Genomic DNA, 6,996 nt, shown 5'->3' with positions numbered 1-6,996 from the left:
ACGCAGCTCGGCGACGCCGGCGCCGGTGCGACGACACTCGCCGACGGCCTGAACCAGCTCGCCACCGACGGGCTCGTCGCCTCGGCATCGGGTGCTCGGGCACTCGCCTCGGGCGCCGGGCAGCTCTCCAGTGGAGCGACTGACCTCGCTACGGGTGCGACGGACCTCGTGACGGGGCTCGACACCCTGGCGACCGGAACCGGCGACCTCGCCGGAGGGCTGCGCACGGCATCCGAATCGCTCCCCTCGTTCAGCGACTCCGAGTCGACGTCGCTCGCCTCCGTGATCGCAGACCCGGTGGCGTCGAAGGGCGCCGACGGCGCGACGATCTTCGGACCGACGGCGATCCCGCTGCTCACCGCGGTGGTGCTCTGGTTCGGCGGCCTCGCCTCGTTCCTCGTGATGCGCGCGCACACGGCACGTACCCTGACCTCGCGCCGGTCCTCGGCCGGACTCGCCCTGCGGGCGTTCCTGCCGGCCGCCGTGATCGGCGCGGCCCAGGGCCTGCTCGTGTCTCTGATCGTGCAGTTCGTGGCGAAGTACGACGCGGGTGCGTGGTGGGCGTTCGCCGGCACGGCCGTGCTCGCCGGAATCGCGTTCGCGGCCGTGAACCAGGCACTCGTCGCCGTGTTCGGCGGAATCGGTCGCTGGATCAGCGCACTCGTGGGTGTGCTGGCCGTCGCGACCGGACTCATCTCGACCGTGCCCGGCTGGCTCGCCGACCTCGGAGCGGCACTGCCCACGTCGCCGGCGTTCGCCGGACTGATCGCCCCCGACGGGGCAGCAGCCGCGGGTCTCGTGGTGTGGGGAGTCCTGTCGCTCGTCGCGACCACGGTGGCCGTGACGCTCCGTCGCACGACCTCGGCCAAGGCGGCCCTCGCGACCGTCTGAGCCACGCCGCCACCGGGCACGGCTTCGGACCCCCGAGAAGAAACGCCGCACGTCAGCCCCGACGTGCGGCGTTTCTCGTGCTCCGATCCGAATCCGTGCCCGGCCAAGGTCGGCGCGCCGCCGTCGAAGCACCGGCATACGGGCGTGGCGCCTCGGCAGGGACATAAGGTCGAGACATGCGTCGACCCTTCATGGACACTCCCGCCCAGCTCGCCTCACTCGAGGGGCAGCAGTATCTCGTGCTGCGTCCGACCACGGCGGTCGCCGATGTGTACCGCTCCGAGCAGGCCGCCGCGCTCGGTCGCGCAGACGTGCCGCACCCCCACACGGGTCATGTCACTCTGCGCGGATTCGCAGAGCCGGAACGGCGTGACGAGCTCAGTGCGTTCCTGCACGAATGGGCTGCCGGTCAGCGCCCGATCGACGTCGTCGCCGAGGCGGTCGACGCGTTTCCGGCACCGTGGCAGATCGTCATCGTGCGTCTCGCGCGCTCTGCATCGATCACCGCGGCCTACTCGAGCCTGAGCGCAGCGCTCGCGACCACCGACTTCCGTCGCCTCGACGAACGCCCCACCGAGGAGTGGACCTTCCACCTCTCTCTGATCTACGCGAAGACCCTGGCGTCAGCGGTGTGGACGGAGCTGAGGAACAAGTCTCGCCGCTCGCTGAGCTCGAGGCCCGCCGAGCGCATCTCGCAGGTCGAGTTCGTCTGGTACGAGGACGGCGTCGAGCACGCCGAGATCATCCCGCTCGGCGCGCGCTGACACACCGAGGCGCCGGTTCAGCTCAGGCCGGAATACGCGTGCAGACCCTTGAAGAACACGTTGACGATCGTGAAGTTGAAGATCACCGCGGAGAAGCCGACGATCGCCAGCCAGGCCGAGGGGTTGCCACGCCAACCGCGCGTCGCGCGAGCGTGGATGTATCCGGCGTAGAGCACCCAGATCACGAAGGTCCACGTCTCCTTGACGTCGAATCCCCAGAAGCGGCTCCACGCGTAGTAGGCCCAGATCGATCCGGCGATGAGGGTGAAGGTCCACAGGATGAAGCCGATGATCGTGAACCGGTACGCCATGCTCTCGAGACGCTCGGAACCGGGGAACGTGCGGAGGAATCCGGGTCCGGTCTTCTCCGCGCCCTCCGAGATCAGACGCTCACGGCGTGACTGCATCAGCTGGATCACCGAGAGCGAGAACGCGAGCGCGAAGAACGCCGTGCCGAGCGATGCGACGAAGACGTGGATCACGAGCCACACGCTCTTGAGCGGATCCATCAGCGGTGAGACGTCGACATAGAAGTTCGTCGCCGCGAGTCCGAGGAGCACCACGACGAGACCCGTGATGAACGTGCCCAGGAAGCGCAGGTCGATGCGCGTCAGGACGACGAGGAACACCGCGACGATGAGCAGCGTGCCCATCATCGCGAACTCGTAGAGGTTCGCCCACGGCACCCGGCCGGCGGCGAAACCGCGGGTCAGGGTCGCTCCCAGGTGGAAGAGGAAGGCGAGGATCGTCAGCGAGGTCCCGATGCGGGCCATCACGAATCGCTGCGGTGCGGCATCGGTTCCGGACGCCGCGGCGGCCCCCTTCGAGCCCTTCGCACGGCCAGCGCCTGCGCCGACCAGTTCGAACTCGCGCACACTCGCCGCATCCGCCGAGATCTGCGATCGACGTGCGAGATCGAACGCGTAGGCGATGAAGGCCGCCGCGTAGATCGCGATCGCCGTCCAGAGCAGGACGGGCGAGATCACTTCGAGGTCGAACATGATGTCAGTCTACTTTCGGGGTGTCGGATGCGGGTCGCTCGGTCGCGGGTTCCACGGCGGTCTCCGCTGCTGCGTCCGGCTCTGAATCGGCGTCGGGGTCGTCGTGTTCCTCGACCGCCTGCGTCACGCCCGCGGCATCGAGCAGACGAGTGTGTCCGGCGACGAGATCATCGACGGCGGCGGCGAGCGTCGGGTCCTCGCCACGAGCCAGACCCGCGTACTCGAACTCGACCGCGCCGTCGGCGGCGGTGGCCTTGATCCACACCCGGCGACGGGGCACGAACAGGGCGAGCATCAGGCCGCCGAGTGCGAGCAGGGCGAAGCCGAGCACCCACACGCCGGACTCGTCGCGGTGGATCTGCAGCGAGGCGAACCTCTTCACCGACTGGGACAGGTCGGTCGCACCGGCCGGCGACTCGTCGTCGAACGTGACGGTCCCGAGGCCGTTCGGCAGATCAGCGGTCTGTCCGGGGGTGAGCTCGATCGACTCGAGGTCGGTCGTACGACCGGTCACCTTGGTCATCCCGGTGGTGTCGAGCACGTACACCGAGCGCGGCACGCCCTCGTTGATGCCGAGGTCGCCGGTGTACACATCGAGCGTCAGCGTCGGGTTCGTCAGGTCTCCGTAGGCGGAGAAGAACGCTCCGGTGTCGAGGACTCCGGTCGTCGGGTAGAAGAATCCGACCAGACCGACCTGCTCCGCGAGTCCGTCGGGCACCTTGATGACCCCGAGCGAGGTCATGTTGTTGTCCTGGGGAAGGAACGGCGTGCTGTTCGTGAACACCACGTCGCCCTCGGGATCGCGCACCGTGATCGTCGGCGCGTAGCCGTTCCCGAGCAGGAACACGTCGTCGTCGGCGACCGCGAGGGGTTCGTTGACCTTGACCGCCCCCGTGCGCTCCTCGCCGTTCTCCTGCACGGTGACGTTGGCGGAGAAATCACCGGCCTGACCTGATCCCGGCTCACCGAACGGCTGATACGTGACGTCGAAGCTGTCGAGGCGCATCGAGTAAGGGGCGAGCGCGTCGTCGGCCACGAAGCGTCCGCGGTTCATGGAGTCGTAGTCGAGCAGCGTGTTCGCGAAGGTCTCGCCCTCGACCAGCACCCGCTGGCCCGTATAGGCGAAGCCGCCTCCGATGCCTATCGTGATCAGCACGCCGACCAGCGCGAGGTGGAAGAGGAGGTTGCCTGTCTCGCGCCAGTATCCGCGCTCGGCTGACGCCGAGAACGTCCGCCCGGAGTCGTAGCGCTCGACCCGATAGCCGAGCGCCTTGAGCTGCTTCGCGGCGATGTCGACGGATGCCGCAGCATCCGCCTTCGAGTCTGCGGACGTCCTCTCGACGGCGCGGTAGTCGGCGAGCCGCTTCAGGCGGGCGGGGGTGCGCGGAGGGCGTGCGCGGAGCGCCTTGGCGTGGTGCTTGATGCGCGGGATGACGCAGCCCACCAGCGAGGCGAAGAGCAGCAGATAGATCGCCGAGAACCACGGCGACAGGTACACGTCGAAGAGCTTCAGCGAGTCGAGCACCGGGAACAGATCGGGGTTGTCCCGCTCCCACTGCGTGACGCCGTTCGGGTCGGCCATCCGCTGCGGGAAGATCGAGCCCGGGATCGCCGCGATCGCGAGCACGAGCAGCAGGATCAGCGCGGTGCGCATCGACGTCAGCTGGCGCCACCCCCAGCGCAGCCAGCCCACGAAGCCGAGGCGCGGCTGCGTGATCGACTCCTCGCCGTCGACGTGGTCTGACGGTCGGAGCGGATCGCTGGACCTGTCGGTAGTGCTGCTCACGTCATCCTTCCGATGCGCCTTGGTCTGATCAGAGCGGGAGAAGGACACTGTTCATCACCGCCGTCAGTCGCGACATGATGTCGGTCCAGAGCCCCGTGACCATCAGCAGCCCGAGCACGATCAGCAGCACGCCGCCGATGATGTTCACGACGCGGATGTGACGGCGCAGGAACCCGATCGCCGTGGTCGCCCAGCCGAATCCCAGAGCGACGAGCAGGAACGGGATGCCGAGGCCGAGCGAGTACGCGAGACCCAGCAATCCGGCGCGCACCGGATCGCCGGCGTTGAACGAGAGGGCGAAGATCGCCGTGAGGGTGGGGCCGAGGCAGGGCGCCCAGCCGATGCCGAGCGCGATGCCGAGGAGCGGTGCACCGATCAGCCCGGCCTTCGAGTCGACGTGGAAACGCAGCTCTCGCTGGGCGAAGCCGAAGAGCCCGAGAAAGACGAGCCCCATCAGGATGATCACGCCACCGAGGATGCGGGTGATCAGCTCGCCCCACTGGATCAGGAAGACGTTGGCGATCCCCCCGAGTGCCGTCAGCGACACGAACACGAGGCTGAAACCCAGGATGAAGAGGAGCACACCGAGCACGAGTCGACTGCGAGAGGGCGCCTCGACCGTGGCGACGCCTGCGCCCGTCGCGGGGCGATGTCGGCGAGGCGCGACCGCTCCCCCGATGAATCCCAGATAGCCGGGTACCAGTGGCAGCACACAGGGCGAGAGGAAGGAGATGAGCCCCGCCAGCATCGCCACCGGGATCGCGAGCCACAGGGCTCCCGATCCGATGATCGCTTCAGGGTTCACGCCGCTCCCGAGGGACTCACGAGTCCTCCGCGAGCGCGTCCTTGACGAGCGTCGAGAGGATCGAGGGGCTGTCGACGGGGCCGATGATGCGCGCGGCGACCCTGCCCTGCTTGTCGAGCACCAGGGTCGTCGGCGTGGCCTGGATGCTCGTGGCTGCCGCGAACGCGAGCTTCGCCTCGGCAGTGTCGACGTCGATCAGGCTCGGGTAGGTGACGCCGAACTCGTCGGCGAAGGCCTTGGCGGTGTCTGCCTGGTCGCGCGTGTTGATGCCCAGGAAGGCGACGTCGTCGCCGCCGTGCTCTTGCCACACGTTCTCGAGATCCTCCGCCTCGAGACGGCACGGGGCGCAGCCGGCATACCAGAAGTTGACGACCGTGACCTTGCCCGAGAGCTCGGAGCTGGTGAAGTCGTCGCCGTGCTCCGTGACGCCGCCGAACTCGGCGATGGGCTCACCACGCTCTGCGGCGGGGATCTCGACGATCGCGCCGTCTGCGGCGACGTAGCCGGTGTTCTCACCGGAGAGGAACGAGTCGCTCACCGCGTCGGGCGCGCAGGCGCTCAAGCCGATGGCGAACACCGCGGCGAGCGCGACACCGACCGCACGGCGAGAGAGCCGAGTGCGGGAGGAGCGGCCGCTGCGGTTCGGACGAATCGTCGAGACGCGTGGCACAGCTGTGATTTTACGCGGGGTTCCTATGCGTGGGCCGGATGCGGGGCTTCACAACCGCGCGAGCACGTCGGCCACGTTGGCACGGAATCCAGGGCACATCGAGATGTCGTGCGAGCGGCACTGCATCGCGTGCTCGGTCATCTCGCGAGAGATCCGCATCTCCTCCATCCGCCGGTCGAGGTCGTCGAGGTGAGCCTGCAGCACCTCGTGACGCCCGGCACTGCCGTCATCGAGCAGCACGGCGATCTGCTCGAGGCTCATCCCTGCCGCCTTGCTGCGCTGGATCACGGCGACCCGCACGACGTCGTCCTGACCGTATCGGCGTCGCCCGGCGGCGTTGCGCGCAGGGCGCAGCAGCCCGACCGATTCCCAATGCCGCAGCACGTTCGTCGGCAGATCGAACCGTGCGGCGACCTCGCCGACGGACCAGGGGTTCTCGACACTTGACTTCATGTTGACATGAAGTCACACACTGAAGGAGAACGCAAGCTCATCCCCGGGAGGACCCATGTACGACGCGATCATCATCGGAGCAGGACCGGCGGGCCTGCAGGCGGCACTGACGCTCGGACGGATGCATCGGCCGACCCTGCTGCTGGACTCCGGCGAGTACCGCAACGGCACGGTGCTGCACATGCACAACGTGATCGCGAACGACGGAACTCCGCCGGCCGAGTTCCGGGCGACCGCGCGGGAGCAGCTCGCGGCCTACGACGACGTCGAGATCCGCGACATCGAAGCCCGCACGGTCACCGGTGCGGAGGGACACTTCACCGTTCTCCTCGCCGACGGCGACGCGGTCGAGTCGCGTCAGGTGATCCTCGCCACCGGAGTCGCCGATGATCTGCCACCCGTCCCCGGTCTGCAGGAGCTGTGGGGTGTGGGAGCGTTCACCTGCCCGTTCTGCGACGGCCACGAACATGCAGGGCACTCCATCGGCATCCTCGGTCCCGCCACCCGCGCCGAGCATCTGATCGGGCTCCTCGGTCCGATCGTCGGAGACATCACGGTCTACCCCGTCGATCAGCACCTCACGCAGGCCGTCGAGACCGCCCTCGAGATCCTCGCACCAGGGCGCC

The 6,996-nt window shown here is 68.3% G+C and carries 7 protein-coding genes and 1 pseudogene; 3 read left to right on the top strand and 5 right to left on the bottom strand.

The features are described from left to right. Both RTM68_RS08955 and RTM68_RS08950 read left to right on the top strand, forming a co-directional pair. Positions 1-891: pseudogene (locus RTM68_RS08955) on the top strand (hypothetical protein); the annotation flags it as partial. A gap of 176 nt (positions 892-1,067) precedes the next feature. Continuing rightward, a complete protein-coding gene (locus RTM68_RS08950) occupies positions 1,068-1,655 on the top strand; it encodes a 2'-5' RNA ligase family protein (RefSeq protein WP_312170176.1) in 588 nt (195 codons plus the stop codon). Between the two features lie 17 nt (positions 1,656-1,672). Here the strand turns inward: RTM68_RS08950 and ccsB are convergent, their stop codons facing one another. From ccsB to RTM68_RS08925, 5 genes are read right to left on the bottom strand one after another with little or no spacing between them, the layout of a single operon-like run. Beyond that, on the bottom strand, positions 1,673-2,656 hold the full coding sequence (gene ccsB / locus RTM68_RS08945) for a c-type cytochrome biogenesis protein CcsB (protein ID WP_312170175.1): 984 nt from the start codon (positions 2,654-2,656) through the stop codon (positions 1,673-1,675). A 4-nt stretch (positions 2,657-2,660) separates the two neighbouring features. After that, a complete protein-coding gene (locus tag RTM68_RS08940) occupies positions 2,661-4,442 on the bottom strand; it encodes a cytochrome c biogenesis protein ResB (protein WP_312170173.1) in 1,782 nt (593 codons plus the stop codon). Between the two features lie 28 nt (positions 4,443-4,470). After that, positions 4,471-5,247, bottom strand: coding sequence for a cytochrome c biogenesis CcdA family protein (locus RTM68_RS08935; protein ID WP_312170171.1), 777 nt, complete (start codon positions 5,245-5,247; stop codon positions 4,471-4,473). Positions 5,248-5,263: 16 nt separating this feature from the next. After that, entirely contained in the window at positions 5,264-5,917 is a 654-nt protein-coding gene (locus tag RTM68_RS08930; RefSeq protein WP_312170169.1) for a TlpA disulfide reductase family protein, read from the bottom strand. A gap of 48 nt (positions 5,918-5,965) precedes the next feature. Next, entirely contained in the window at positions 5,966-6,370 is a 405-nt protein-coding gene (locus RTM68_RS08925; RefSeq protein ID WP_312170167.1) for a MerR family transcriptional regulator, read from the bottom strand. Positions 6,371-6,425: 55 nt separating this feature from the next. On the opposite strand from RTM68_RS08925, the gene RTM68_RS08920 reads away from it, so the two are divergent. Then, a partial coding sequence (locus RTM68_RS08920) for an NAD(P)/FAD-dependent oxidoreductase (RefSeq protein WP_312170165.1) occupies positions 6,426-6,996 on the top strand: 571 nt, incomplete at its 3' end.

The sequence above is a fragment of the Microbacterium sp. genome (assembly GCF_031988965.1).
In the GTDB taxonomy this organism is placed as follows: Bacteria; Actinomycetota; Actinomycetes; order Actinomycetales; family Microbacteriaceae; genus Microbacterium.
This window is presented reverse-complemented; position numbering and strand designations above follow the sequence as displayed.

Coding starts and splice junctions, on each gene's coding strand:
- ccsB (WP_312170175.1), bottom strand. CDS start 2,656: ATGTTCGACCTCGAAGTGATCTCGCCCGTCCTGCTCTGGACGGCGATC.
- RTM68_RS08950 (WP_312170176.1), top strand. CDS start 1,068: ATGCGTCGACCCTTCATGGACACTCCCGCCCAGCTCGCCTCACTCGAG.
- RTM68_RS08925 (WP_312170167.1), bottom strand. CDS start 6,370: ATGAAGTCAAGTGTCGAGAACCCCTGGTCCGTCGGCGAGGTCGCCGCA.